This is a genomic window from Ewingella allii, assembly GCF_044430645.1.
Lineage (GTDB): Bacteria > Pseudomonadota > Gammaproteobacteria > Enterobacterales > Enterobacteriaceae > Ewingella > Ewingella allii.
On the sequence record NZ_JAWUDN010000005.1, the window covers coordinates 1 to 24,585 of the forward strand.

Sequence of the window (24,585 nt, forward strand, 5' to 3'; positions counted from 1 at the left end):
GATATTTTTTGCCACCGAGGTGGCTGATATCGTCTTGTGAGTGCCCACACAGATTGTCTGATAAATTGTTAAAGAGCGTTGGTTACCGGAAAACTCTCGGTAACGCGGGAGGCAGATAATACGCTTTCCCGCTGAAGAGTCAAGAGATTATTCATTCGAATCGTCTTCTTTATCTTCCTCACCGAGCGACTTCTCAGTCGTTGTTCCCGGTCAGTGGAGGCGCATTATAGGGAGTTCTCAGAAGGCCGCAACCCCTAATTTCAAATAAATTACTGACCGTTCTTTTTTTCAACAAACATCGTCAAAACGGACAACAATCACCCAGTTTTCTACACAAAATGGCCTTTTCGACCCGTAACACTGGGGTAAACTCTTTTCTATAATAAGACCACTGAATCTCAGGATGCCCTTTTAATGCCCCTTAACGCCCAACAACAAGCCGCCCAGCGCAATCTTTCTTATCTATTGGCGGAGAAAATCGCCCAGCGCATCTTATCTGCTGAATATGCCGAGGGCAGCATCTTGCCCGGCGAAATTGAATTGGGGGATATTTTCGGGGTAAGCCGGACGGCGGTACGCGAAGCAGTGAAAACGCTGGCCGCCAAAGGGATGCTGTTACCCCGCCCACGGATTGGGACGCGGGTGATGCCGCAATCAAACTGGAACTTCCTCGATCAGGAGCTGTTGAACTGGTGGATGACCCGCGAGAACTTCGATCAGGTGATGGCGCACTTTGTGATTTTGCGCCGCGCGCTCGAACCCCAGGCTTGCGCACTGGCCGCCACTACGGCGACGAAGGAACAGAAGGAACTTCTTTCTTTATATATGGCGGAGATGAAGGAGCTGCATTATCGCTTTGACCGCGAGCGCTGGATAAAAGTCGACACCCAATTCCACCAGCTTATCTATGAAGCCGGAAAGAACCCCTTCCTGACCTCATTCTCCAATTTGTTCAGCTCGGTTTATCAAAGCTACTTTAGAGCCATCACGGGGAATGAGGTGATTAAGCTGGAACACCATCAGGCCCTGGTTGATGCCATTCTGGCCAGTGATCCCGAAGGTGCTCTGCTGGCATGCCAAAACCTGCTGTTAGCGGTGGATTGAGCCAACCGAGCCGCGCACCACTAGCTCTGGCGTTAAGACCAGAACCTGAGGCTCAGCTTCAGGTTCTTTCAAACGATGCAAAAGCGCATCTATGGCCAGTTCCCCCAGTGAATCTTTCGGCTGATGAATGGTGGTCAGCGGCGGCGTCATATATTGCGCCAGCTGAATGTCATCATAGCCAATGACCGCGATGTCATCCGGCACGCGCAGCCCTTCTTTATAGAGTGCCTGATAAACCCCAACCGCCATCGCGTCGTTGCTGGCGAAAACCGCCTCGGGGCGCTCCGGTAGGGCGAGCAACTGCTCCATGGCGGGCAGGCCGCTGGCAAACTCGAAATCCCCAATCACTTCATAACCCGGTAACACCGGCAGTCCCGCCTGGTGCATGGCCTGACGATAACCATCCAGTCGCTGTACGGCGGTGGTTTTATCCAGCGGGCCGGTGATACAGGCGATGCGCTGGTATCCTTGGCTAATCAGATACTCCGTCGCCATCACGCCGCCGAGCAGAGCGTTATCCTGAATGACATCGTTCGCCGCGCCAAAAGGTGCCCAGTCCATCATCACAATGGGTAATGACGGATAGCGGCTGATGGCGTCCTGCGACGGCCGATGATTCTCAGTACACATTAAAAGCAAACCGTCGACGCGCTTTTGCAGCAGGGTTTCCATACTGCGGTTCATGCGCTCGGCGTCGCCGTCGGTGTTGCAGAGGATCAGGCTGTAGCCGCGTTCATAGCAGCTGCGCTCCACGCCGCGCACTACTTCCGCATAGAAGGGGTTGCTGCTGGCGGTGAGCAGCATGCCAATCGTCCGGGTTTGGTTCAGTTTAAGGCTACGGGCGAGGGCGGAAGGTGCATAGTTGAGGCTGTCTATCGCCGCAGTGACTTTTTCGCGGATAGCCTCGCTGACAAAGCGATTGTTGTTGATGACATGAGAGACGGTGGAGGTTGAGACGCCCGCGACGCGGGCGACATCTTTCATGGTGGCCAATCAGGACTCCTGACGCGCAAGGAAGTCGTCGATTTCATTACGCCATGGCACAGAAGGCTGCGCCCCCGGGCGAGTCACGGCAATGGCGGCGGCGGCGTGAGCAAAACGCACGGCTTGGTCCATGGCGGTGCCTTCGAGCAGGGCGGTGACCAGTGCGCCGTTGAAGGTGTCCCCGGCCGCAATGGTATCCACGGCTTTGACACGGAAACCGCTGACCTGCTTGCCTTCGCCGTGCTGGCTCAGCCAGACACCTTTGCTGCCTAGCGTGATAATCACGGTTTCGATGCCTTTATCATGCAGCGCTTTCGCAGCGCGTTGGGCATCTTCATTATTATTGACCTGAATGCCGGTCAGGCGCTCGGCTTCGGTTTCATTCGGGGTGATCATATCCACCAGCGACAATAGCTCATCGGGCAGTTCACAAGCCGGAGCCGGGTTGAGGATAACCTGGGTGTTGTGCTGCTTCGCCAGCTTAGCCGCAGCGATCACGGTTTCTAGCGGAGACTCTAATTGCATCAGCAACGCCGAGGCGTCGACAATATTCTGTTGATAACGATTCAGGTAGTCAGGCGTCACGGCTTTATTCGCACCGGCATCAATACCGATAACATTCTCGCCTTCGGCATTAACGAAGATCAGCGCCACGCCGGTAGTGGTGTCGGCGATTGCCTCAACGGGAGAAGTATCGATGTTGTCACTGGCCAACTGCTGACGAACGCGCTCACCAATATCATCATCACCGACGCAGGCGATAAAGGAAATATCCGCGCCCGCGCGCCCGGCGGCGACCGCCTGGTTAGCTCCCTTGCCGCCAAAGGCCACGGTATATTGTTTACCGATCACCGTTTCGCCAGGCTGAGGGAATTGATTGATATTGAGAATATGGTCGGCATTGATACTGCCGAGAACCACCAGTTTACCTGTATCCATTTGCGTTCCCTGAGTCATGTTGCGCCGCCCAACAGGAGCGGCGCAGAGTCTGTCAATTACGGCTGTGCAACCAGTTTCAGATCTACTGGAATAACAGCAGGCACTTTTTCGCCTTTCAGCACTTTATCAGCAGTCTGAACGCCAATCACACCAATCTGGTCTGGACGCTGGGCCACGGTTGCGCCCATCTTGCCACTGTTAACCGCTTTGATGCCATCTTCGGTGCCGTCAAAACCTACCACCAGAACGTCGGTTTTACCCGCGGTCTGCAAGGCACGCAGCGCACCTAATGCCATTTCGTCATTCTGAGCAAATACCGCCTGCACGTCTGGATGTGCAGTCAGCAGGTTCTGCATAACGTTCAGACCTTTAGTACGGTCGAAGTCTGCCGGCTGGCTAGCCAGAATAGTGAAGTGGTGCTTTTCAGCGGCCTGAGCGAAGCCTTTGCCACGTTCGCGGGCAACGGAAGTCCCGGCAATACCTTCCAGTTCGATAACTTTGGCGTTTTCACCGACTTTCTTAGCGATGTAATCACCGGCCATTTTACCGCCGAAGGCGTTATCAGAGGCCACGTGGCTTGCCACTTCGCCTTTGCTTGCCTGACGGTCAAGGGTGATCACAGGGATCTTAGCTTGGTTCGCCATGGCAACGGCGTTACCCACGGCGTCGGAGTCAGTCGGGTTGATCAGCATCAGCTTGGTGCCGCGAACCGTCAGGTCCTGCACGTTTGCCAACTCTTTCGCCGGGTTGTTCTGGGAATCCAGCACCACCAGGTTGTAGCCCAGCTTGTCAGCTTCTTTCTGCGCGCCGTCTTTCATGGAAACGAAGAACGGGTTGTTCAGCGTAGAAACCACCAGCGCGATGGTGTCTTTAGCCAATACGTTGGCGCTGAAAGAGGCGGTAATTGCTGCTGCGGAAACCCAAACTGCCAGTTTTTTCATATTCATGGTCATAATTCCTGTAGGGGAGGTTATTTGTTGCTTTTGTTATCTACCAGAACAGCCAGCAATATCACGACTGCTTTGACTATCATTTGGTAGTAGGAGGATACGCCTAATAAATTCAAACCGTTATTCAGGAAACCGAGGATCAGCGCGCCGATCAACGTTCCTACAATGCGTCCTTTACCACCCGACAGGCTGGTTCCTCCCAACACCACAGCGGCAATCGCGTCCAGCTCATAACCGGTACCGGCAGTCGGTTGCGCAGAGGACAAACGCGCCACTTCGATAATGCCGGCTAAAGCCGCTAATAAACCACACAGGGAGTAGACGATAATTTTAACTTTATCAACGCTGATACCTGACAGACGCGTCGCGGACTCATTGCCGCCCAGCGCGTAGATATAACGTCCTAAACGGGTGTGATGCAGCATGTACCACGCCAGCGCAAACACCACCACCATCAGCCAGACCGGCGTCGGGATGCCCAGCGGGCGACCGATACCAAACCAGCCAAATGTATCAGCAACATCGGTGAATCCGGTGCTGATCGGGCTGCCGTTGGTGTACACCATGGTGACACCGCGCAGCAGGAGCATCATCACCAGTGTGGCAATAAACGCCTGAACCTTGCCTTTAGCGACAATCACCCCGGTGACGGCACCTACCGCCGCCCCCAAGGCCAGCGCACCGGCGACGGCCACCAGCGCATTCACTTCTAAGCCCACAATCGATGCCGCCACCGCGCCCGTTAAGGCCAGCAGCGAACCGACGGATAAGTCGATCCCCGACGTCAGGATAACCAGCGTCATGCCCACGGCCATAATGGCGTTGACCGAGGTTTGTTGAAGAATGTTAAACAGGTTGTTCAGTGTGAAGAAATTCGGGCTCATGGAAGAGACCACGGCAATCAGCACCAGCAGCGCAATCAGCGATTTCTGCTCTAACAACCATTCTTTTGTGAACCAGCCCTTTTTGGCTGGCATAGTCTGAGAACTCATAGTTGATTACTCCTGCGTCACGCCGTATTGCTTGCCGACAGCGGCTGCCATCAACACTTCTTGCGTAGCCTGTTCTATCGGGAATTCACCGCTTAAATGGCCTTCGTGCATCACCATGATCCGGTCACTCATGCCGATAACCTCTGGCATTTCTGACGAAATCAAAATGATGCTCAAACCTTCGCGCTTGAACTGGTTAATAAGCTGGTAAATCTCTTTCTTGGCGCCGACGTCAACGCCGCGCGTTGGCTCGTCGAGGATCAGAACTTTTGGACGCGTCATCAGCCCGCGAGCAATCGCCACTTTCTGCTGATTGCCCCCGGAGAGCAGGCCGATAGGCTGCATCATGGACGGCGTCTTGATGTTAAACATGCGAATGAAATCGCCGACCGCCTGCTGCTCATCAGCATGTTTAAGGCTGCCACCCGCGCGGCTGAAGTAGCGCAGCGCGGTCAGCGACATGTTCTCTTTGACTGACATGCCGAGCACCAGGCCGTCGCGCTTACGATCCTCAGAGATATAAACGATGCCGTTCGCCAACCCGTCCTGCGGGGAATGGGTGACAACTTCGCGGCCATCCAGCGCGACATAGCCCGCTTTACGCGGCAGCGCGCCGTACAGAATCTTCATCAACTCGGTACGACCGGCGCCCATTAGCCCAGAGACACCGAGAATTTCGCCAGCATATAAGTTGAAGCTGACATCTTTGACGCCCGGCCCGGAGACATTGCGCACTTGCAGGCGCAGCGCGCCGCGCTCTTGCTTGAGGCGCGGGTACTGCTCTTCAAGGCGGCGGCCAACCATCATTTCGATCAGCGTGTCTTCCTGCAATTCGCTTACCGGGCGCTCGGCGATGAACTGGCCGTCGCGGAACACGGTGACGTCATCACAGATTTCGAAGATTTCTTTCATGCGGTGCGAGATGTACACCACGCCGCAACCCGCCGCTTTCAGCTCGCGGATGACGTTAAATAAAGAGGCGGTTTCAGTATCGGTTAAAGCGTCGGTCGGCTCATCCATGATGATGACTTGAGATTCGAAGCTCAGCACTTTGGCGATTTCCACCATTTGCTGGTCACCAATCGATAACTCGCCCACCAGACGATGGCTGCTGTAACGCAGGTTCAGGCGCGCCAGCAGTTTGTCGGCTTCAGCGTACATCTTCTTCCAGTTGATGCGGCCAAAACCATTCACAAACTCGCGGCCAAGAAAGATGTTTTCCGCGATAGTCAGTTGGGGGATCAGGTTTAATTCCTGATGAATAATGCCGATCCCGGCTTCCTGAGAATCTTTCGGCCCATTAAACGCGGCCTCTTTCCCCAGAAAACGCAGCGAACCGGCATCCTTTTGATAGATCCCCGTCAGCACTTTCATCATGGTGGACTTACCGGCACCGTTTTCACCCACCAGCGCCATCACGCGACCCGGATAGACGCTCAGCGCCGCGCCGGAGAGCGCTTTAACGCCGGGGAACGCTTTATCAATCCCTGAGAGTTGCAGCAAAGGTTGCATAAAGGCCTCAGAAGGTTACGCCAGCACAAAGAATAACGTTCGCGTACGGCGAACATTCCCCGCTACGGACCACGGCCCGGCTGTGTTCGGTTTGCACCTTGAATGACTCATGGCTGATGTACTCAAGGCTGATGGTGTTTCCCTGATGTTGCTCAAGCTGTTTCAACTGCGCGAGTAACGCTTCATGGAGTTGAGGATTTTTTTCGACGATCTCCTCGGCGAGAATCGCGCGCTCAACCTGCATCTCATGGGTCACTACCTTAAAAACTTGCAAGAAAGTAGGAACACCGGCAGTTAGCGCCAGATCGATGCGTTGGGAAGATGCGGGTACCGGTAAACCGGCATCGGCAATAACCAGCTGATCGGTATGACCTAACCTGGCAATGACATGGGAGATTTCGGCATTTAAAAGCGGTGATTTCTTCATTGTGAACTCCGACAGCGAAACGTTTCGCTCACTGCTGAGTTTATGACGATGCTAGAAACTGGCAATCGCCTTGTGATGAAATTGTGATCGCCGTCGAAACGTTTCGCTACCCGTTTTAGAAAGCCGCGCTAAATTTGAGTTAATGACTTTTCACGGCGTTTAGAAAAGCAAAAGGGCACTCGAAAGTGCCCTTTGTTCACCACAGGCGAATTAGATTTCCACCTGCGTCCCTAGCTCGATAACGCGGTTAGGCGGGATCTCGAACTGGTCCGGCGCGCGCAGCGCGTTGCGGCTGAGAGCCATAAACAGCTTGCCGCGGAAGTAGAGATACCAAGGCCGCTTGGTGAGGATTAGCGACTCGTGGGACATAAAGAACGAAGTTTCCATCATGCGGCACGGCAGACCTTCCAGCCCGCAGCGGTGGAACACTTCCTCAACGTTTGGCGTCTCTTTGAAACCGTAGCTCGCCACCACGCGCCAGAAGGTCGGCGAGAGCTGCTCAATAGTCACCCTGCGAACATTGTGCACATAAGGCGCGTCTTCGGTGCGCAGCGTCAGCAGCACCACGCGCTCGTGCAGCACTTTGTTGTGCTTGAGGTTGTGCAGCAGGGCAAACGGAATGACGTTAGTGGCGCGGGACATATAAACCGCAGTGCCCGGCACGCGCACCGGCGGCGATTTCTCCAGCGAGGCGATCATGGCTTCCAGCGAGTTGCCGTGTTCGTGCATTCGGCGCATAAGGCGGAAACGCTCGCTTTTCCACGTAGTCATCACGATAAACATGCACAGGCCGAGAGTCAGAGGCAGCCAGCCGCCGGAGAACAGCTTGGTGGCGTTCGCCGCGAACATCGGCACGTCGATAAACAGCAGAACTACCAGCAGAATGCCGACCAGGAAAGCTTTCCAGTGCCAGTTTTTCAGCGCCACGGTGCAGGAGAGAATCGAGGTCAGCACCATGGTGCCGGTCACGGCAATACCATAGGCGGCGGCCAAATTACTCGAATGCTCGAAGCTGGCGATGACGATAACCACTGCGAAATAGAGCGTCCAGTTAATGGCGGGAATGTAGATCTGCCCGGCTTCCATTTCTGAGGTGTGGATGATGCGCATTGGCGGCAGATAGCCCAAACGAACTGCCTGACGAGTCAGGGAGAACACGCCGGAGATCACCGCCTGCGAGGCGATAATGGTGGCGAGGGTCGCCAGAATCAGCAGTGGGATCAGCGCCCAGTCAGGTGCCAGCAGGAAGAACGGGTTTTTAATCGCCTCGGGGTTTTTGAGCAGCAGTGCGCCTTGCCCGAAGTAGTTCAGCACCAGCGAAGGTAGCACCACGGTGAACCACGCCAGACGAATAGGGAATTTACCGAAGTGGCCCATATCGGCATACAGCGCCTCAACACCCGTGATGGAAAGCACCACCGCGCCGAGCGCAAAGAAGGAGAAGGATTTATGCTCAATAAAGAAGTTCACCGCCCACATCGGGTTCATGGCCCGCAGCACTTCTGGGTTTTGAGCAATACTGTTAATACCCAGCACCGCCAGCGTCAGGAACCACAGCAGCATCACCGGGGCAAACAGCTTGCCGACAATGCCGGTGCCGTGCTTCTGGATGATGAACAGTAACGTCAGGACGGTAATAGAAAGCGGCACGATATAAGGGTCGAGCGACGGGGCAGCAATCTCTAAGCCTTCCATCGCCGACAGCACCGAAATCGCCGGGGTGATCACCACTTCGCCATAGAAGAAGCTGCCGCCGATAAGCCCGAGGATCACTAATACCGCCGTGGTTCGCGCCGAGGTGTTACGGCCCGCGAGGGACATCAGGGTCAAGATCCCGCCTTCACCGGCGTTGTCTGCGCGCATCACGAAAGTGAGGTATTTCAGCGAGACAATAAGGATTAGCATCCAGAAAATCAGGGAAAGGAAACCAAAGACAACGCTGGGTTCAACGTTAAAGCCGTAGTGGCCTGAAAAACACTCTCTCAAGGTGTAGAGAGGGCTGGTGCCAATGTCACCATAAACCACACCAATGGCGGCCAGGGTTACTGCGGGGAGTGACCGTTTATGTTCTGTGCTCATAATTGGTTTCTTTTTGCTGCTCTTTTATGCAAAGAATTCCGTAAGCGAAAGATGCGCTCAGGGCTGAATGCCCACTAAACGGCGCACAGTATGCACGAATAAATCCAATTGCCTACCCCTATATAAACAAGGAATTGGCGATTAACGCAGATAAACCCACAGTATCTATAATAGAAAGATTTGTGTAATCAACAATCTATATCCGTAAGCTATATCAATAAAAATAGGCCATGGTTTATTATCATTGCCAGCCCAGTAATTTCACTGATCTCATTTACTCACGGAAACCGGAAGATTCAGTATGGCGCATTCTCCTTTACTTGCAGAACGGATTGCCCGTCTTGCCAATGCTTTAGAACACGGACTGTACGAGCGTCAGGAAGCCATCCGGTTGTGCCTGCTGGCCGCGCTGTGCGGCGAAAGCGTGTTTCTGCTCGGGCCGCCCGGCATCGCTAAAAGCCTGATTGCCCGCCGCCTTAAGTTTGCCTTCCGCCACGCCCGCGCTTTTGAATACCTGATGACTCGCTTTTCCACCCCAGAAGAGGTTTTTGGCCCGCTGTCGATTCAAGCCCTGAAAGACGAAGGCCGCTATCTGCGCCTGACTTCCGGCTATTTGCCCGAGGCGGAGATTGTTTTTCTGGATGAGATTTGGAAAGCCGGCCCGGCCATCCTCAATACCCTGCTGACCGCCATTAACGAGCGACGCTTTCGTAACGGCGAGCGCGAGGATGCTATCCCGATGCGCCTGCTGGTCAGCGCCTCCAATGAACTGCCTGAGGCCGACGGCAGCCTTGAGGCACTCTATGACCGTATGCTAATCCGCCTATGGCTGGACAAGGTGCAGGATAAACAGAATTTCCGCTCTTTGCTGACTTCCCGGCCAAACGAAAGCGCCAATCTGGTGCCGGAAGCCCTGAGCATTAGCGATGAAGAGTATCAGCAGTGGCAGCCAGAAATAGATAAGGTGGCCTTGCCGGAATCCTGCTTCGAGCTGATTTTCCAACTGCGGCAGCGTATGGACGCGCTAGACACCGCGCCTTACGTCTCGGACCGCCGCTGGAAGAAGGCCCTGCGCCTGCTGCAAGCCTGCGCCTTCTTCAGCGGCCGTCAGGCCATCACGCCTATCGACCTGATTTTGCTGAAAGATTGCCTGTGGCACGACCTGAACACCTATCACCTGCTGCAAACCCAAATCGAGCAGATGATCACCGAACAGGCTTACCAGCAGCAGACGCTATTAATGAAGCTGCGCCAGCTGAATCAGGAATGGATGCAGTATCAGCAGCAGCAAAGCTCCAGACAGTCGATCAAAGTGCTTAAAAAAGCTGGGATTTTTAGCCGTAAGCCGCAATACAGCCTGCCGGATACGCTGGCGGCTAGCAGCCTGACCCTATTGCTGCAAACTCCTCTTCATCTGCACGATATTCAGGTTTCCCATCTGCTGGTGGAAAGAAGCGTGCTCGACGAGTGGCTTAATAAAGGAGGGGTTCTGAAGGTGAAGCTCAACGGCATGGGGTTCGCGCAGAACATTGAGGCGGAGGTGGATGACAAGCTGCAGCTTCTGGTGCTGGATATCAGCCGCCAGTCGACGCCGCTGACTCTGCCGGGCAAAGAGCAGATTGCCGTTCCCGATGAGATGAAAAGCACGCTGGAAGGGCTGAATGCCAAGTTTAACCAGCAGCGCCACGAGTTCAGCCAGCATCAAAACTGCCTGTTTGTCGCCGCCGAGTGGGCCGCGAAGATTGAAGCCAGCATGCTGACGGTGGCGGAGCAACTCCGCCACCAGCAAGACTTGTTCAGCGGGCACTGATCCATGCTCAGTCTGGAATCCCTCGATCTCTTATTGTCGATCAGCGAAGGTGAGCTGATCGAAGAGCTGATCATCGGCCTGCTGGCCACGCCGCAGCTGGCGATTTTCTTCGAAAAGTTCCCACGACTGAAGCGTGCGCTGACCAAAGACCTGCCCGAATGGAAGTTCAGACTGCGCCAGCGTATCCACGATACGCCGGTGCCGCCGGACCTCGCCAAAGAGTTCTACCTTTATCAGCACTGCCAGCAGATTGACGCCGCCACCTTTCAGGCCGAGCTGCCTGCGCTGATTGAGCAGCTTGAGTCGCTAAACTCTCCCTTTATTACCGAGGCGCGCTCGTTGCAGCAAAACGCCGAGGAGACGCGCGGGCCGAAAACCGGCAATAGCTTCCACACTCTGTTTCTCCAGCGCTGGCGGCTGAATCTTACTTTCCAGACGGTGACCGTTCATCATCAGCTGCTCGAGCAGGAACAGGAACAGTTGCAGGAAGAGCTACAGCAGCGGCTGGAACTCAGCGGCGAGCTCTCTCCTTTATTAGCAGAGAACGATGCCGCCGCCGGACGGCTGTGGGATATGAGCAAGGGCCAGCGGCAGCGCGGCGAAGTGCAGTCGCTGTCGCGCTACGGCGCTTTTTTGCAGCAGCAGCCTGAGTTGCAGAGGCTCGCCGAGCAGCTGGGTCGCAGTCAGAAAGCCAAAACCAGCCCGCACGAAGATGCCAAGATGGAAGAACATCGGCTGATGGTGCGCGAGCCCGCCACGGTGCCCGAAGAGGTGAACGGCATTCATCAGAGCGACGATATTTTGCGCCTAATGCCCACCGAGCTGGGGACGTTGGGGATCCCCGAGCTGGAGTATGAGTTTTACCGGCGCTTGCTGGAAAAGCGCCTAATGACCTACCGGCTGCAAGGCGACGTGTGGCGCGAAAAAGTGGTCAAACGCCCGGTGGTGCATCAGCAGCAAGAACCCCAGCCGCGCGGGCCTTTTGTCATCTGCGTGGATACTTCGGGTTCAATGGGAGGATTTAATGAGCAGTGCGCCAAAGCGTTCTGTCTGGCGCTGCTGAGAATTGCGCTGGCCGACAACCGCCGCTGCTACATCATGCTGTTCGCCAGTCAGGTGATTCATTACGAGTTAACCTCTTCCAACGGGTTGGATCAGGCTTTGCGCTTTCTCGGCCAGCATTTCAGGGGCGGAACCGACTTGGCTGCCTGCCTGACCGCCACCTTAGATAAGCTGTCATCACCCGAGTGGCAGGACGCCGACGCGGTGATCATCTCGGATTTCATCGCCCAGCGGCTGCCAGAAGAGGTTAAGAAGAGAGTGAAGCATTTGCAGCAGGATAAGCATCACCGTTTTCATGCTCTGGCGATGTCGCAATACGGCAAGCCCGGCATCATGCGCATCTTCGACCACATTTGGCGCTTTGATACCGGGATGAAAAGCCGCGTTCAGCGTCGCTGGCAGCGGCCTTAATCGCTAGGTTTAGAGCACGCCTTCAACGCTGTCGTGCAGCAGTGGCGACCAGACGCCGCACTGCACCTGCGCGATATGCGGCTTTTGCAGCAACAGCATCACCAAACGAGACTGGCCAATGCCGCCGCCGATGGTTTGCGGCATCTCACCGCGCAGCAGCGCCTGATGCCAGTCAAGCTGTAGACGAGCTTGGTCATCGGTCAACGCCAGCTGGTGCTTTAAGGTTGCGGCATCAACGCGAATGCCCATCGACGACAGTTCGAGCGCATCTTCCAAAATTGGGTTCCACACCAAAATATCGCCGTTCAGGCCAGATAGCCCAGCTTCACCTTTACTGCTCCAGTCATCGTAGTCCGGCGCGCGAACGTCGTGATATTTACCGTGAGACAGTTTGCCGCCAATGCCCATCAGGAACACCGCGCCCAGCTCTTTAGCAATGGCGCGCTCGCGCTGCTTGGCGTCCAGCTCAGGGAAACGCTGAAGCAGGGTTTCGCTGTGGACAAAGTGGATCTCCTCCGGCAAGAACGGCGTCAGGCCAAACTCACGGCTCACCGCGGCTTCTGTTTCCTTTATACCGGCGTAGATTTTGCGCACCGTGGCTTTAAGAAACTCAGGCGATCGTTCGCCATCGCCCATCACCTGTTCCCAATCCCACTGATCCACACAAACAGAGTGCACCGGCGACAGACGATCTTCATCCGGGCGCAAAGCCTTCATGTGGGTATACAGCCCTTCGCCTGCGCTGAAGTCATGCTGGCCGAGGGTTTTACGCTTCCACTTCGCCAAAGAGTGCACCACTTCAAAGGTCGAGTCTGGCAGGGATTTCACATGCACCTGAACCGCCTTCTCGCTGCCGGAGAGGTTGTCCTGCGTGCCGTCGCCCAGCTGGCTTAATAAAGGTGCCTGCACTTCAATCAGGCCTAGCTGCTTTTCCAGCTGCTGGGAGAAGGTGGATTTCACAAAGCTAATTTGACGCTGTTTCTCGATAAATTGGGTTTTCATTGTTGTTTTCTCATTCCCTTGTCTTCAATAGAACTGATTAAGCAACAAAGTAAGAGATAGATTCAATATCCAACAATAAATATTGCCTTAAGGCTTTTAATCCATCATTTTTAGGCAGCATAAATTGTTGATACGAGAATATGAGAGGAAAAAAATGACCGAAATTTATCAGATCGATAATCTCGATCGCGCCATCCTAAACGCCCTGATGGTTAACGCGCGCACGGCCTATGCCGAACTGGCGAAGGTTTTCGCCGTCAGCCCCGGCACCATCCATGTTCGCGTTGAGAAGATGAAACAGGCAGGAATCATCACCGGTGCCAATATCACCGTCAGCCCAAAGCAGCTAGGTTACGACGTCTGCTGCTTTATCGGCATCATTCTCAAGAGCGCCAAAGACTACCCCTCCGCGCTGGCTAAGCTTGAAAGCATTGAAGAGGTGGTTGAAGCCTATTACACCACTGGCCACTACAGCATCTTCATCAAGATCATGTGCCGCTCGATTGATTCGCTGCAACATGTACTTATCAACAAGATCCAGACCATTGATGAGATTCAGTCCACGGAGACGCTGATCTCCCTGCAGAACCCCATTATGCGCACCATCAAGCCATAAGGCCGAATTTATATACCCCTATTATCCACAGGTAGATCCCAGCTGATTCACAGCGTACAATGTCGTTTCTTTTATCAGGTGAGAGCATTATGTCTACCATTACCCTGATCAGTGGCAGTACGCTTGGCAGTGCCGAATATGTAGCGGAACACGTTGCAGAAAAGCTGGAAGAAGCCGGTTTTAGTACTCAGACATTGCATGGTCCAGAGCTGTATGAAGTCCCGGCCGAAGGTATTTGGCTGGTGGTGTGTTCAACACATGGTGCAGGAGATCTTCCTGACAACCTTCAACCTTTCCTGGAACAGCTGGAAGAGCAGCAGCCGGATCTGTCTAAAGTACAGTTCGGGGCATTGGGTCTTGGCAGCAGCGAATACGATACTTTTTGTGGCGCGATCCGTTCATTGGATCAAAAACTGACAGCGTTGGGCGCGAAAAGAATTGGCGATCGCATGGAAATCGATGTGACCCAACATGAAATTCCTGAAGATCCCGCTGAGATTTGGGTGATCAATTGGATTAATTTGCTCAAATAAGTGTAAATATTCAGCGATCAGTTGTGGATAACTAGGCTGCAAAGCAGGGTAAAACCGGTAGTTATCCCTCTAACAACCTTAGGTCGCATTTCATGCTGTGCATAACTCTCTATTCTGATCCCAGCTTATACTGAACAGGATCACCGATCATTCACAGCATTCGATCGTGCTTAGCTTGTTGATCTTCATCGACAATAAAGACTTATGCACAGAGGATCGTGATCCTAATAGAAGTATTAATAAGAGATCTTTAAATAAAAAAGATCTTCTTTTAATTAGTGACGATCCCTCGGGACTTGTGGAACCTCAAAACTTGAGTAGAATCCCTCCTCCCAACACCACACACCCTTTCATCGCATGAACTCCGAGGTGCAGTACCATGTTTTATCCGGAACAATTTGACGTCATCATCATCGGTGGTGGCCATGCAGGCACCGAAGCCGCTATGGCTTCAGCCAGAATGGGACGTCAAACCCTGTTATTGACCCACAATATCGACACGCTTGGACAAATGTCGTGTAACCCAGCGATTGGTGGGATCGGGAAAGGACATCTGGTTAAAGAAGTGGACGCACTGGGCGGTTTGATGGCTACGGCGATCGATCATGCGGGGATTCAGTTTAGGATACTAAACGCGAGTAAAGGTCCAGCCGTTCGAGCCACTCGTGCCCAGGCAGACCGTGTTTTGTATCGCCAAGCCGTTCGCACAGCATTGGAAAACCAGCCAAACCTGATGATCTTCCAGCAGTCTGTTGAAGATTTGATTGTTGAGAATGGCACAGTGGTTGGCGCCGTGACCAAAATGGGCCTTAAATTCCGTGCTAAGTCTGTCGTTCTGACCGTGGGCACCTTCCTGGATGGAAAAATCCACATTGGTCTGGAGAACTACAGCGGCGGCCGTGCGGGGGATCCACCAGCAATCTCCCTGTCACAGCGCCTGCGTGAACTGCCACTGCGTGTAAATCGCCTTAAAACCGGTACGCCTCCGCGTATCGACGCGCGCTCTATCGACTTCAGCGCATTAGCGCCTCAGCACGGTGACAACCCGGCGCCGGTTTTCTCATTCATGGGCAACGCCGCGCAGCATCCGCGTCAGATCCCTTGTTACATGACCTACACCAATGAGAAAACCCATGATGTGATCCGCAATAATTTGGATCGTAGCCCGATGTACGCAGGGATCATCGAAGGGATCGGCCCGCGCTACTGCCCGTCGATCGAAGATAAGGTTATGCGCTTCGCCGATCGTAACTCCCATCAGATCTTCCTTGAACCTGAAGGACTGACCAGCAACGAAGTCTATCCAAACGGGATCTCTACCAGCTTGCCGTTTGACGTGCAGATGCAGATCGTTCGTTCCATGCAAGGTCTGGAGAACGCGGTTATTGTGCGTCCAGGCTATGCCATCGAATACGATTTCTTCGATCCACGTGATTTGAAGCCGACGCTGGAAAGCAAATTCATTCCAGGGCTGTTCTTCGCTGGACAGATTAACGGCACCACCGGTTACGAAGAAGCAGCAGCGCAAGGCTTACTGGCGGGCATGAACGCCGCGCGCTACGCCTTTGAGCAAGAAGGTTGGGCGCCGCGTCGCGATCAGGCTTACCTTGGCGTGTTGGTTGATGACCTGTGCACTCTGGGCACCAAAGAGCCGTACCGCATGTTTACCTCGCGCGCTGAATATCGCCTGATGTTGCGCGAAGACAATGCCGATTTACGCCTGACTGAAAAAGGCCGTGAACTGGGCTTGGTTGATGACGCTCGCTGGGCTCGCTTCAACCAAAAATTAGAGATGATCGAGCTTGAACGCCAGCGCCTGCGCGGGATTTGGGTGAACCCACGCTCTGAGCAAGTTGAATTGGTTAACGCGCATCTGTCCGCGCCGCTGTCGAAAGAAGCCAGTGCCGAAGAGTTGCTGCGTCGTCCTGAGATGACATACGAGCTGCTGACCAGCCTTACACCGTTTGGCCCTTCAGTGCCGGACGTTCAGGCTGCCGAGCAGGTTGAAATTCAGGTCAAATACGAAGGTTATATCGCTCGTCAGCAGGATGAGATCGAAAAACAGCAGCGCAACGAGAATACCCTGTTGCCGTTGGATCTCGATTATCGTCAGGTGAATGGCTTATCGAACGAAGTGATCGCCAAACTTAACGATCACAAACCGACCTCGATCGGTCAGGCGACCCGTATTTCGGGTATCACACCGGCGGCTATCTCGATTCTGCTTATCTGGTTGAAAAAGCAAGGTCTGCTGCGCCGCAGCGCCTAATTTCCTCTCGTTCTGGCCGCCAGATGATTTCAGTCTGGTGGCCAAATCTCGCTTTTCCCGCTCCATCAGCTGATTTATCATTCTTCACCAATTCGAACGGACATGTTTTTTGTCAGAGGACCTCATTGTGCATAAGAAATTAGACTCGCTGCTGGCTGCGGCTGGATTATCGTTACCCGATCAGCAAAAACAGCAGTTAGTGGCCTATGTCGAGATGCTGCACAAATGGAATAAAGCCTACAACCTGACTTCGGTTCGTGACCCTATGCAGATGCTGGTTCGCCATATCATGGACAGCATCGTGGTGAATAAGCACCTGACCGGCTCGCGCTTTATTGACGTCGGCACGGGGCCTGGCCTGCCGGGCATCCCGCTGGCTATCGTTCGCCCTGACTCCCACTTCACTCTGCTCGATAGCCTTGGCAAGCGAGTGCGTTTCTTACGCCAGGTGCAGCATGAGCTGGGGCTGACTAACGTCGAGCCGGTACAGAGCCGCGTGGAAGAGTTTATCCCCAAGCCGCCATTTGACGGCGTGATTAGCCGCGCCTTCGCCTCGCTGCAAGATATGCTGTCGTGGTGTCACCATTTGCCGGCGAAAGGGCAGGGGCGTTTCTACGCGCTGAAAGGCGTTCGTCCCGATGATGAACTAGACTCTCTACCTGATGGCGTCACGTTGGAAGAGATCGTCAAATTGAAGGTGCCTGAACTCGAGGGAGAGCGCCATTTAGTTATCCTTAAGGCAAACTAAATTTGCGATGAGTCAATAAATCGTCAAAATTTCAAATGTGTATGAAAGGTAAAATAAGCAGGCTAATTAAATTAAAGCAGCCAGTTTGAGTTTTACCTCATTTTTACACTCTGATAGCAGTTGTATGACCTTTCAGATCTAATCAGGCAGGAAATAGTTACGGTTGAAAATAAAATTTGGCGCTGGCTAAGATAAAACTCATGTAATGAAATTGTTGTTATTTGTTGGGTTATTGTTTCACGGAAGTGCAGTTATTTTGCATTCCGTTTTAATAAAGGCTACCAAATAACCATCCTATTGATTTTTATTACTTTTAAAAGGCCAGAATAGCTAAGGATTAGCTTTACCGATGATGTATTAGCAGCTGAAAATAGTAATTATGTGATCGGGCGCACGCTTCTTTGTTAAGCAATGGAATACTCGTACAAATGCCGAAAGGCCATTTACGACTATAGTTTGCTTATGAAAATAGCCTTAAAGCTTAAAATTTAAATAATTGTTCACCTTTTCGCTACTTATCCATTGAATTCGTTTGAGTGGCCCGTATAATTTGCTCGTTTTTTGCTGCTTGACTCAAAACCGTAAAGGCTATGATATACGGCACTCAGCATACCTCCAGCTAGGTACTTAGTACGGAGAGAACAAACGTCATGTCTGTATCAGGTATTTTGTACAGCAAGAACGGCGCGAAGGTGGCCAGAAAGCTGTTAATACTGCAGTTACTGACCTTTGTTCTGCTCAGTGCTGCATTTGGCTTTAAAAGCCTGACGTGGACCACCTCCGGCTTAATGGGCGGAATGGCCACATGGCTACCGAATGTATTGTTCACGCTTTTCGCAATGCGTCAGCAGGGGCAAACAGCGGTTTCTGGACGAGTTGCCTGGACTTTTGCCATCGGAGAAGCGCTGAAGGTTCTGATAACGATTATCTTGATGATTATCGCGCTGGGCCTGTTTAAGGCGGTTTTTGCTCCGCTTGGTTTGGCTTATTTATCGGTGTTGATGACTCAGATTTTAGCACCGGCCGTCATTAACAGTTACCGTACTTAACTACTAAAGGGTAAGAGGCATCATGTCTGCATCAGGAGAAATCTCTACTCCACAAGAGTATATCGGTCACCATCTGACACAGCTTCAGGTAGGGACGGGATTCTGGTCGATTAACATCGATTCGATGTTTTTCTCCGTGGTCCTCGGGGTACTCTTTCTGGTTATTTTCCATCGCGTCGCTAAAAAGGCCACCAGTGGTGTCCCAGGAAAAATGCAAACGGCCATCGAGCTGGTTGTAGGTTTCGTCGATAGCAACGTGCGTGACATGTATCACGGCAAAAGCAAAGTCATCGCCCCTTTGGCTCTGACTGTCTTCGTCTGGGTGTTCTTAATGAACATGATGGATTTGCTGCCAATCGACCTGCTGCCATTCATTGGTGAAAAGGTTCTTGGTTTGCCTGCTCTGCGTGTTGTACCAACGGCCGACGTGAACATCACGTTGTCGATGGCGCTTGGCGTATTCATTCTGATTCTTTTCTATAGCATTAAGATGAAAGGCGTTGGCGGTTTCGTTAAGGAACTGACAATGCAGCCATTCAATCATCCGGTTTTCATTCCGATTAACCTGATTCTTGAAGGTGTCAGCCTGCTGTCCAAACCAGTTTCACTGGGTCTGCGACTGTTTGGCAATATGTATGCGGGTGAGTTGATCTTCATCCTTATTGCTGGCCTGCTGCCGTGGTGGTCACAGTGGATTCTGAGTGTGCCTTGGGCCATTTTCCACATCCTGATCATTACGCTGCAAGCTTTTATCTTCATGGTTCTGACGATTGTCTATCTCTCGATGGCATCTGAAAAACACTGATTTTCTTTCAACACTACTGCGTTTTAACTGAAACAAACTGGAGACTGTCATGGAAAACCTGAGTATGGATCTGCTGTACATGGCTGCCGCATTGATGATGGGCCTGGCGGCAATCGGTGCTGCAATCGGTATCGGCATCTTGGGTGGTAAATTCTTGGAAGGTGCTGCACGTCAGCCTGACCTGATCCCTCTGTTGCGTACACAGTTCTTTATCGTTATGGGTCTGGTCGATGCAATCCCAATGATTGCTGTTGGTCTGGGTCTGTACGTGATGTTTGCTGTCGCGTAACACTGAGCTCGCTCACTGTTATTCGAACTACATCAAATAATTCACTTTGAAAGAGGCATTGTGCTGTGAATCTTAACGCAACAATCCTCGGCCAGGCTATCGCGTTTGTCCTGTTTGTCTGGTTCTGCATGAAGTACGTATGGCCGCCAATTATGGCTGCCATCGAAAAACGTCAGAAAGAGATTTCTGAAGGTTTGTCTTCCGCAGAACGTGCAAAAAAAGAGCTGGACTTAGCGCAAGCCGATGCGACCGACCAACTGAAAAAAGCTAAAGCTGAAGCTCAGGTAATCATCGAACAGGCGAACAAGCGTAAATCGCAGATCGTCGACGAAGCGAAAGCCGAAGCCGAGCAGGAACGTAACAAGATCGTGACGCAAGCTAAGGCAGAGATCGACGCCGAACGCCAACGCGCCCGTGAAGAGTTGCGTAAGCAAGTCGGGATTTTGGCCATTGCTGGCGCCGAGAAGATCATCGAACGTTCCGTGGATGAAGCTGCTAACAGCGACATCGTTGATAAACTGGTCGCTGAACTGTAAGGAGGGAGGGGCTGATGTCTGAATTTGTAACTGTAGCTCGCCCCTACGCCAAAGCAGCTTTTGACTTTGCCGTTGAGCACCAAAGCTTAGATCGCTGGCAGTCCATGCTGGCGTTCACGGCTGAAGTCACACGCAATGAACAAATTGAAGAACTGCTTTCCGGGGCTTTAGCACCAGAAACTCTGTCTCAAACGTTTATCGCGGTATGTGGTGAACAACTCGACGACGCAGGCCAAAATCTGATTAAGGTTATGGCTGAAAATGGACGTTTACGCGTTCTTCCGGAAGTGCTGCAACAGTTCATCGAACTGCGTGCCTCTTTAGAGGCCATTGCCGAAGTAGAAGTTACTTCAGCAACTCCACTGTCCGAAGATCAGCAGGCTAAGATTGCTGCTGCGATGGAAAAACGTCTGTCTCGCAAAGTTAAGCTGAATTGCAAAATTGACAAGTCTGTTCTTGCCGGTGTCGTAATCCGTGCAGGTGATATGGTGATTGATGGCAGCGTTCGCAGTCGTCTTGAACGCCTGGCAGACGTCTTGCAGTCTTAAGGGGACTGGAGCATGCAACTGAATTCCACCGAAATCAGCGAACTGATCAAGCAGCGCATTGCTCAGTTCAATGTGGTGAGCGAAGCTCACAATGAAGGTACTATCGTTTCCGTCAGTGACGGGATCATCCGCGTGCACGGCTTAGCCGATGTCATGCAAGGCGAAATGATTGCGTTGCCGGGTAACCGTTACGCTATCGCCCTGAACCTGGAGCGCGACTCCGTAGGTGCCGTTGTAATGGGCCCTTACGCTGACCTCGCCGAAGGTATGAAAGTTAAATGTACTGGCCGTATCCTGGAAGTTCCAGTTGGCCGTGGCCTGCTGGGTCGCGTTGTTAACACCCTGGGTGCGCCAATCGACGGTAAAGGTCCGGTAGAACACGACGGCTTCTCAGCTGTTGAAGCTATCGCACCGGGCGTTATCGAACGTCAATCCGTAGACCAACCTGTGCAGACAGGCTACAAATCCGTTGATGCCATGATCCCAATCGGTCGTGGTCAGCGTGAATTGGTCATCGGTGACCGTCAAACCGGTAAAACTGCTCTGGCAATTGATGCGATCATCAACCAGCGCGATTCCGGCATCAAATGTATCTATGTGGCTATCGGCCAGAAAGCGTCCACCATTTCTAACGTGGTTCGTAAACTGGAAGAGCACGGCGCACTGGAAAACACCATCGTTGTTGTTGCGACTGCATCAGAATCTGCTGCACTGCAATACCTGGCACCGTACTCCGGCTGCGCAATGGGTGAATACTTCCGTGACCGCGGTGAAGACGCACTGATCGTTTATGATGACCTGTCTAAACAGGCTGTTGCTTACCGTCAGATTTCCCTGCTGCTTCGTCGTCCACCAGGTCGTGAAGCTTACCCAGGCGACGTTTTCTATCTCCACTCCCGTCTGCTAGAGCGTGCTGCGCGTGTTAACGCCGAGTACGTTGAAGCATTCACCAAGGGTGAAGTGAAAGGCAAAACCGGTTCCCTGACTGCGCTTCCAATCATCGAAACGCAAGCGGGCGACGTTTCAGCGTTCGTTCCAACCAACGTAATCTCGATTACCGATGGTCAGATCTTCCTGGAATCAAACCTGTTCAACGCCGGTATCCGTCCTGCGGTAAACCCAGGGATTTCCGTATCCCGTGTTGGTGGTGCAGCTCAGACCAAGATCATGAAAAAACTGTCCGGTGGTATTCGTACCGCGTTGGCACAGTATCGTGAACTGGCTGCGTTCTCCCAGTTTGCATCCGATCTGGATGAAGCAACGCGTAAACAGTTGAACCACGGTCAGAAAGTGACTGAATTGCTGAAACAGAAACAGTACGCGCCGATGTCAATCGTAGCGCAGTCACTGATTATCTTCGCAGCAGAACGTGGTTACCTGGAAGACGTTGAATTGTCTAAAGTCGGTAGCTTTGAAGCTGCGCTGTTGGCTTACGCTGACCGCGAGCACGCAGAGCTTCTGCAACAAATCAACCAAACTGGTGCGTACAACGATGAGATCGAGGGGAAATTCAAAAATATCCTCGATACCTTCAAAGCAACCCAGTCCTGGTAACACTAAGCGGTCCTGCTGCCCTGCTTTAGCAGACCAGCAGCAGGCCGTTTGGTAATGAGGAGAAGCAGAGATGGCCGGCGGAAAAGAGATACGTAGTAAGATCAGCAGCGTGCAAAACACGCAAAAGATCACTAAAGCGATGGAGATGGTCGCCGCCTCCAAAATGCGTAAAACGCAGGATCGCATGGCGGCCAGCCGTCCTTATGCAGAAACCATTCGTGAAGTGATCGGTCACCTCGCGTTAGGTAATCTGGAATACAAGCACCCGTACCTGGATGAGCGTGAAATTAAACGCGTTGGGTATCTGGTGGTGTCTACCGACCGTGGTCTTTGTGGCGGCTTGAACATTAACTTGTTCAAAAAACTGCTGGCAGAGATGAAAGGCTGGTCCGAGAAAGGCGTTGAGGTTGACTTAGCCCTGATCGGTTCCAAAGCAGCCTCTTTCTTCGGTTCCGTAGGTGGCAACGTTGTTGCCCAAGTGACTGGCATGGGGGATAACCCTTCTCTGTCAGAACTTATCGGACCGGTAAAAGTGATGTTGCAGGCTTACGATGAAGGTCGTTTAGACAAGTTATGCGTTGTTAGCAACAAATTCGTCAATACCATGTCTCAGGAACCACGCATCGTTCAGCTGTTGCCTCTGCCACCGGCAGAAGATGGCGAACTGGCGAAGAAATCCTGGGATTACCTGTATGAGCCAGATCCTAAAGCACTGCTGGATACCCTCCTGCGTCGCTATGTGGAATCTCAGGTTTATCAGGGCGTCGTAGAAAACCTGGCCAGCGAACAGGCCGCGCGAATGGTAGCGATGAAAGCCGCAACCGATAACGGCGGCAGCCTGATCAAAGAGCTGCAGTTGGTATACAACAAAGCTCGTCAGGCCAGCATCACTCAGGAACTCACCGAGATCGTCGGGGGAGCCTCCGCGGTTTAAGCTAGGTTTACGAATTACGTAGAGGATTCAAGATGGCTACTGGAAAGATTATCCAGGTAATCGGCGCCGTGGTGGACGTCGAGTTCCCTCAGGATGCAGTACCGAACGTGTACAATGCTCTTGAGGTAGAAAACGGTGCCTCCAAACTGGTTCTGGAAGTTCAGCAACAGTTAGGCGGCGGCGTTGTTCGTTGTATCGCAATGGGTACCTCAGACGGCCTTCGTCGCGGTCTGAAAGTGAACAACCTGGAACACCCAATTGAAGTTCCGGTTGGTAAAGCGACTCTGGGTCGTATCATGAACGTATTGGGTGAACCAATCGACATGAAAGGTGAAATCGGCGAAGAAGAACGTCGTGCAATTCACCGTCCAGCGCCTTCTTACGAAGAGCTGGCTAACTCCCAAGAATTGCTGGAAACCGGTATCAAAGTTATGGACCTGATGTGTCCGTTCGCTAAGGGCGGTAAAGTCGGTCTGTTCGGTGGTGCGGGTGTTGGTAAAACTGTAAACATGATGGAGCTGATCCGTAACATCGCGATCGAGCACTCCGGTTACTCAGTGTTTGCAGGCGTGGGTGAACGTACTCGTGAGGGTAACGACTTCTACCACGAAATGACTGACTCCAACGTTATCGACAAAGTTTCTCTGGTCTACGGTCAGATGAATGAGCCACCAGGTAACCGTCTGCGCGTTGCACTGACCGGCCTGACCATGGCGGAGAAATTCCGTGATGAAGGTCGTGACGTACTGCTGTTCGTTGACAACATTTACCGTTACACCCTGGCGGGTACCGAAGTGTCTGCACTTCTGGGCCGTATGCCATCGGCGGTAGGTTATCAGCCAACGCTGGCGGAAGAGATGGGTGCTCTGCAAGAGCGTATCACCTCGACCAAAAGTGGTTCTATCACCTCCGTTCAGGCCGTTTACGTTCCTGCGGATGACTTGACTGACCCATCTCCAGCCACCACCTTCGCCCACTTGGATGCGACCGTGGTACTGAGCCGTCAGATCGCGTCACTGGGTATCTACCCAGCGGTTGACCCACTGGATTCTACCAGCCGTCAGCTGGATCCACTGGTTGTTGGTCAGGAACACTATGATGTGGCTCGTGGCGTGCAGTCTATTCTGCAACGTTACCAGGAACTGAAAGACATCATCGCGATTCTGGGTATGGACGAGCTGTCAGAAGACGACAAGCTGGTTGTATCCCGTGCGCGTAAGATTCAGCGCTTCCTGTCCCAGCCGTTCTTCGTGGCCGAAGTCTTCACCGGTTCTCCGGGCAAGTTCGTATCGCTGAAAGATACCATTCGTGGTTTCAAAGGCATTATGGACGGCGACTACGATCACCTGCCGGAACAAGCGTTCTACATGGTTGGCACCATTGAAGAAGCAGTGGAAAAAGCCAAGAAACTGTAACGCTAGCTTGTTGTGAG

General features: G+C 52.8%; 23 protein-coding genes. 15 read left to right on the plus strand and 8 right to left on the minus strand.

The genetic code is table 11. The features are described from left to right. Positions 1–414: 414 nt before the first annotated feature. Complete coding sequence (locus SBO83_RS12405) at positions 415–1,104, plus strand: FCD domain-containing protein (protein WP_396131722.1); 690 nt, start codon at positions 415–417, stop codon at positions 1,102–1,104. Here SBO83_RS12405 and rbsR read toward each other — a convergent pair. The 7 genes from rbsR to kup all read right to left on the minus strand — a co-directional run bounded on the left by rbsR (position 1,090) and on the right by kup (position 8,987). After that, entirely contained in the window at positions 1,090–2,097 is a 1,008-nt protein-coding gene (gene rbsR, locus SBO83_RS12410; protein ID WP_396131723.1) for a ribose operon transcriptional repressor RbsR, read from the minus strand. The genes SBO83_RS12405 and rbsR overlap by 15 nt on opposite strands. Beyond that, on the minus strand, positions 2,098–3,027 hold the full coding sequence (gene rbsK, locus SBO83_RS12415) for a ribokinase (protein WP_396131724.1): 930 nt from the start codon (positions 3,025–3,027) through the stop codon (positions 2,098–2,100). Between the two features lie 56 nt (positions 3,028–3,083). After that, the gene (rbsB, locus tag SBO83_RS12420) at positions 3,084–3,974 is read right to left on the minus strand and encodes a ribose ABC transporter substrate-binding protein RbsB (RefSeq protein ID WP_034794404.1); all 891 of its coding nucleotides are present in this window, start codon (positions 3,972–3,974) and stop codon (positions 3,084–3,086) included. A 23-nt stretch (positions 3,975–3,997) separates the two neighbouring features. Next, on the minus strand, positions 3,998–4,969 hold the full coding sequence (rbsC, locus tag SBO83_RS12425) for a ribose ABC transporter permease (RefSeq protein WP_034794402.1): 972 nt from the start codon (positions 4,967–4,969) through the stop codon (positions 3,998–4,000). A 6-nt stretch (positions 4,970–4,975) separates the two neighbouring features. Continuing rightward, the gene (gene rbsA / locus SBO83_RS12430) at positions 4,976–6,481 is read right to left on the minus strand and encodes a ribose ABC transporter ATP-binding protein RbsA (protein WP_396131725.1); all 1,506 of its coding nucleotides are present in this window, start codon (positions 6,479–6,481) and stop codon (positions 4,976–4,978) included. Between the two features lie 7 nt (positions 6,482–6,488). Next, positions 6,489–6,908: a D-ribose pyranase gene (rbsD, locus tag SBO83_RS12435; protein ID WP_396131726.1), complete on the minus strand. Its 420-nt coding sequence runs from the start codon at positions 6,906–6,908 to the stop codon at positions 6,489–6,491. Between the two features lie 210 nt (positions 6,909–7,118). Beyond that, positions 7,119–8,987, minus strand: a complete 1,869-nt coding sequence (gene kup, locus SBO83_RS12440; protein ID WP_396131727.1) for a low affinity potassium transporter Kup — start codon at positions 8,985–8,987, stop codon at positions 7,119–7,121. 301 nt (positions 8,988–9,288) lie between these two features. On the opposite strand from kup, the gene ravA reads away from it, so the two are divergent. Then, a complete protein-coding gene (gene ravA, locus SBO83_RS12445; RefSeq protein WP_396131728.1) occupies positions 9,289–10,797 on the plus strand; it encodes an ATPase RavA in 1,509 nt (502 codons plus the stop codon). Positions 10,798–10,800: 3 nt separating this feature from the next. Continuing rightward, entirely contained in the window at positions 10,801–12,270 is a 1,470-nt protein-coding gene (viaA, locus tag SBO83_RS12450; RefSeq protein ID WP_396131729.1) for an ATPase RavA stimulator ViaA, read from the plus strand. A gap of 9 nt (positions 12,271–12,279) precedes the next feature. On the opposite strand, the gene asnA is transcribed toward viaA, so the two are convergent. Continuing rightward, positions 12,280–13,272, minus strand: a complete 993-nt coding sequence (gene asnA, locus SBO83_RS12455) for an aspartate--ammonia ligase (protein ID WP_396131730.1) — start codon at positions 13,270–13,272, stop codon at positions 12,280–12,282. 154 nt (positions 13,273–13,426) lie between these two features. On the opposite strand from asnA, the gene asnC reads away from it, so the two are divergent. The 12 genes from asnC to atpD all read left to right on the plus strand — a co-directional run bounded on the left by asnC (position 13,427) and on the right by atpD (position 24,568). Then, the gene (gene asnC, locus SBO83_RS12460) at positions 13,427–13,888 is read left to right on the plus strand and encodes a transcriptional regulator AsnC (RefSeq protein ID WP_100936558.1); all 462 of its coding nucleotides are present in this window, start codon (positions 13,427–13,429) and stop codon (positions 13,886–13,888) included. A gap of 89 nt (positions 13,889–13,977) precedes the next feature. Next, on the plus strand, positions 13,978–14,421 hold the full coding sequence (gene mioC / locus SBO83_RS12465) for an FMN-binding protein MioC (RefSeq protein WP_353503782.1): 444 nt from the start codon (positions 13,978–13,980) through the stop codon (positions 14,419–14,421). 379 nt (positions 14,422–14,800) lie between these two features. Further along, positions 14,801–16,690 (plus strand): tRNA uridine-5-carboxymethylaminomethyl(34) synthesis enzyme MnmG, encoded by a 1,890-nt coding sequence (gene mnmG, locus SBO83_RS12470; RefSeq protein WP_396131731.1) that lies wholly within the window; start codon positions 14,801–14,803, stop codon positions 16,688–16,690. Positions 16,691–16,817: 127 nt separating this feature from the next. Beyond that, positions 16,818–17,438, plus strand: coding sequence for a 16S rRNA (guanine(527)-N(7))-methyltransferase RsmG (gene rsmG / locus SBO83_RS12475; protein WP_396131732.1), 621 nt, complete (start codon positions 16,818–16,820; stop codon positions 17,436–17,438). 650 nt (positions 17,439–18,088) lie between these two features. Further along, positions 18,089–18,487 carry a F0F1 ATP synthase subunit I gene (gene atpI / locus SBO83_RS12480; protein WP_396131733.1) on the plus strand — a complete coding sequence of 133 codons (399 nt, stop codon included), beginning with the start codon at positions 18,089–18,091 and terminating at the stop codon, positions 18,485–18,487. A 22-nt stretch (positions 18,488–18,509) separates the two neighbouring features. Further along, positions 18,510–19,292: a F0F1 ATP synthase subunit A gene (gene atpB / locus SBO83_RS12485; protein ID WP_396131734.1), complete on the plus strand. Its 783-nt coding sequence runs from the start codon at positions 18,510–18,512 to the stop codon at positions 19,290–19,292. 49 nt (positions 19,293–19,341) lie between these two features. Further along, entirely contained in the window at positions 19,342–19,581 is a 240-nt protein-coding gene (atpE, locus tag SBO83_RS12490; RefSeq protein ID WP_034794367.1) for a F0F1 ATP synthase subunit C, read from the plus strand. A gap of 65 nt (positions 19,582–19,646) precedes the next feature. Next, the gene (gene atpF / locus SBO83_RS12495; protein WP_034794365.1) at positions 19,647–20,117 is read left to right on the plus strand and encodes a F0F1 ATP synthase subunit B; all 471 of its coding nucleotides are present in this window, start codon (positions 19,647–19,649) and stop codon (positions 20,115–20,117) included. Positions 20,118–20,131: 14 nt separating this feature from the next. Then, entirely contained in the window at positions 20,132–20,665 is a 534-nt protein-coding gene (gene atpH, locus SBO83_RS12500; RefSeq protein ID WP_034794363.1) for a F0F1 ATP synthase subunit delta, read from the plus strand. 12 nt (positions 20,666–20,677) lie between these two features. Beyond that, positions 20,678–22,219 (plus strand): F0F1 ATP synthase subunit alpha, encoded by a 1,542-nt coding sequence (gene atpA / locus SBO83_RS12505; protein ID WP_034794361.1) that lies wholly within the window; start codon positions 20,678–20,680, stop codon positions 22,217–22,219. Between the two features lie 70 nt (positions 22,220–22,289). Continuing rightward, on the plus strand, positions 22,290–23,153 hold the full coding sequence (gene atpG / locus SBO83_RS12510; protein ID WP_034794358.1) for a F0F1 ATP synthase subunit gamma: 864 nt from the start codon (positions 22,290–22,292) through the stop codon (positions 23,151–23,153). Positions 23,154–23,185: 32 nt separating this feature from the next. Then, positions 23,186–24,568, plus strand: coding sequence for a F0F1 ATP synthase subunit beta (gene atpD, locus SBO83_RS12515; RefSeq protein WP_034794356.1), 1,383 nt, complete (start codon positions 23,186–23,188; stop codon positions 24,566–24,568). The last annotated feature ends 17 nt before the right edge of the window (positions 24,569–24,585 follow it).

Excerpts from the sequence above, each read along its gene's own strand:
- kup (WP_396131727.1), bottom strand. The coding sequence starts at position 8,987 with ATGAGCACAGAACATAAACGGTCACTCCCCGCAGTAACCCTGGCCGCC.
- atpI (WP_396131733.1), top strand. The coding sequence starts at position 18,089 with ATGTCTGTATCAGGTATTTTGTACAGCAAGAACGGCGCGAAGGTGGCC.
- asnC (WP_100936558.1), top strand. The coding sequence starts at position 13,427 with ATGACCGAAATTTATCAGATCGATAATCTCGATCGCGCCATCCTAAAC.
- atpE (WP_034794367.1), top strand. The coding sequence starts at position 19,342 with ATGGAAAACCTGAGTATGGATCTGCTGTACATGGCTGCCGCATTGATG.
- mioC (WP_353503782.1), top strand. The coding sequence starts at position 13,978 with ATGTCTACCATTACCCTGATCAGTGGCAGTACGCTTGGCAGTGCCGAA.
- atpA (WP_034794361.1), top strand. The coding sequence starts at position 20,678 with ATGCAACTGAATTCCACCGAAATCAGCGAACTGATCAAGCAGCGCATT.
- rbsA (WP_396131725.1), bottom strand. The coding sequence starts at position 6,481 with ATGCAACCTTTGCTGCAACTCTCAGGGATTGATAAAGCGTTCCCCGGC.
- mnmG (WP_396131731.1), top strand. The coding sequence starts at position 14,801 with ATGTTTTATCCGGAACAATTTGACGTCATCATCATCGGTGGTGGCCAT.
- rbsC (WP_034794402.1), bottom strand. The coding sequence starts at position 4,969 with ATGAGTTCTCAGACTATGCCAGCCAAAAAGGGCTGGTTCACAAAAGAA.
- atpH (WP_034794363.1), top strand. The coding sequence starts at position 20,132 with ATGTCTGAATTTGTAACTGTAGCTCGCCCCTACGCCAAAGCAGCTTTT.
- viaA (WP_396131729.1), top strand. The coding sequence starts at position 10,801 with ATGCTCAGTCTGGAATCCCTCGATCTCTTATTGTCGATCAGCGAAGGT.
- atpD (WP_034794356.1), top strand. The coding sequence starts at position 23,186 with ATGGCTACTGGAAAGATTATCCAGGTAATCGGCGCCGTGGTGGACGTC.
- rbsB (WP_034794404.1), bottom strand. The coding sequence starts at position 3,974 with ATGAATATGAAAAAACTGGCAGTTTGGGTTTCCGCAGCAGCAATTACC.
- SBO83_RS12405 (WP_396131722.1), top strand. The coding sequence starts at position 415 with ATGCCCCTTAACGCCCAACAACAAGCCGCCCAGCGCAATCTTTCTTAT.
- atpB (WP_396131734.1), top strand. The coding sequence starts at position 18,510 with ATGTCTGCATCAGGAGAAATCTCTACTCCACAAGAGTATATCGGTCAC.
- asnA (WP_396131730.1), bottom strand. The coding sequence starts at position 13,272 with ATGAAAACCCAATTTATCGAGAAACAGCGTCAAATTAGCTTTGTGAAA.
- ravA (WP_396131728.1), top strand. The coding sequence starts at position 9,289 with ATGGCGCATTCTCCTTTACTTGCAGAACGGATTGCCCGTCTTGCCAAT.
- rbsD (WP_396131726.1), bottom strand. The coding sequence starts at position 6,908 with ATGAAGAAATCACCGCTTTTAAATGCCGAAATCTCCCATGTCATTGCC.
- rbsK (WP_396131724.1), bottom strand. The coding sequence starts at position 3,027 with ATGGATACAGGTAAACTGGTGGTTCTCGGCAGTATCAATGCCGACCAT.
- atpG (WP_034794358.1), top strand. The coding sequence starts at position 22,290 with ATGGCCGGCGGAAAAGAGATACGTAGTAAGATCAGCAGCGTGCAAAAC.